Raw genomic sequence first — 1,830 nt, forward strand, 5'->3', positions numbered from 1 at the left:
TAGATATGCAGCCCGTCCTTGATGGCGAAGTCCTTGAGGTCACAGAGCCAGGCGTCGATGCGGCGCAGCGCTTCATCGGGCGCGTCGGTCCTGGCAACGCCAGCTTCGGAGGCGAGGCCGGTCTTTTGCGCGGTGTCGACGATCAGCTTGGCCAGGCGGTCGCGGCGGCGACGGTCGAGCCCGTCGGCCTGGGCATATTCGTCGACCAGCCGCTCGAGCTTGTGCTGATCCTCATCGAGCCCGGCGCCGGTCAGGGGCGGTGGCAGATGGCCAAGGGTGACGGCGGCGATGCGCCGCTTGGCCTGTGCAGCCTCGCCGGGATTGGAGACGATGAAGGGATAGATGACGGGCAAGGGACCGGTGACGATCTCGGGAAAGCAGTTTTCCGACAGCGCTACCGTCTTGCCCGGGAGCCACTCCAGCGTGCCATGCGCGCCGACATGGACAAGCGCGTGGACGCCGAGCGATTTGCGCAGCCATAGGCCGAAGGCCATCAGCGCATGACGTGGGGGAAGCGTTGGGTCGTGGTAGTCGGCGCGGCGGTCGGCGGAGCGGCCACGGTCTGGGGCGAGTGCTACGGTGACGTTGCCGAAGGTCGTGGCGCGGAAGGGGAAGTGGGCGGCGGTCGGTCGCGAAGGTTGGCGCGAGGCGCACAGACCCGTCTCATCTTCCGCTTTGCCCCAAGCGGCTTCGACCGCAGCGATTGCTGCAGTCGGCAACTCTGTCGAGAAGGCAATGTAGCTATCCAAGGTCAATCCAGTATCGCTGGCTTCCAGCAAATCCAGCAACCCACGCGGCGTCTCTGGAATCCCTTCAACGCCATAGCCCTGTTCCCTCAGGTCGTGCAGCATGGCCAGCACGCTGGACGGCACGTCGAGGCCGACCGCATAGCCGGTGCGGCCAGGAGCGCTCGGATAATCCGGAATCAGGATGGCCAGCTTGCGCTCGGCGCGGGGCGTCTCCTGCAGACGGATGAAGGCCGCGACACGGTCCGCGACCTGCGCCACGCGATCCGGCTCCGGCCGGTTGGCGAAGGCGCGGTGGCCAAGCGCTGGATCGGTCTCACTCTCGCCCTTGAAGGAAATGGCGCCGGCGAGGATGCGGCCGTCGAGCTCGGGCAGCACGACATGCATGGCGAGGTCGGCGGGCGCCAGGCCGCGCTGGTTGTTCTCCCAGATGTCGCGGCGGGTTGTGGCGACGATGACCTGGAAGACGGGCACGCCGGCGCGGTCGAACAAGGTTTCGACGCCGGGTTCGGCGCCGGACGCGAAAGCGGTCGCGGTGATGATGGCGGCGGGTTTCAGCGCGGCGAGTGCGGTTTCCACGAACGCCAGCGATGCCGGGTCCTTGAGGCTGGAGACGAAGATGGGGACCGGGGCGATGCCGCGCTGGCTGAGCGCTTCAAAGAGGGCGTCGATGGGCGCGACATCGGCGGCCAGCAGCATCGAGCGGTAGAACAGGATCGGCACGACCTTTCCCTCCCCCTCGAGGGGAGGGTGGCACGCAGGGCCGGGTGGGGTCGGTACGACCGGGCGCGGTGTTTCTTTAGCTCGGCGTGCTCCGGAGAGGACCCCACCCCCGGCCTGCGGCCGGACCCTTCCCTCGAGGGGGAGGGGGACGACGCCGCGGCCGGGTTCGTAGTAGCCAACTTTTGGGACCGCGACCGGCTCGACAGTTTCTGCCTGCGCCCCCGCCAGCCGCGCCAACCGATGCACCAGCGCGGCATCGCCCCGGTCCCCATCTTCGTCTCCAGCCTCAAGGACCCGGCATCGCTGGCGTTCGTGGAAACCGCACTCGCCGCGCCATTTCCTTCAAGGGCGAGAGTGAGAC

The 1,830-nt window shown here is 67.9% G+C and carries 1 pseudogene; it reads right to left on the minus strand.

Annotated features, from left to right (window positions below):
- Window positions 1–1,721 (minus strand): annotated as a pseudogene (locus tag EN935_RS34105) (cobaltochelatase subunit CobN); the annotation flags it as partial.
- Window positions 1,722–1,830 lie beyond the last annotated feature (109 nt).

Source organism: Mesorhizobium sp. M7D.F.Ca.US.004.03.1.1 (genome assembly GCF_003998635.1).
GTDB lineage: Bacteria > Pseudomonadota > Alphaproteobacteria > Rhizobiales > Rhizobiaceae > Mesorhizobium > Mesorhizobium loti.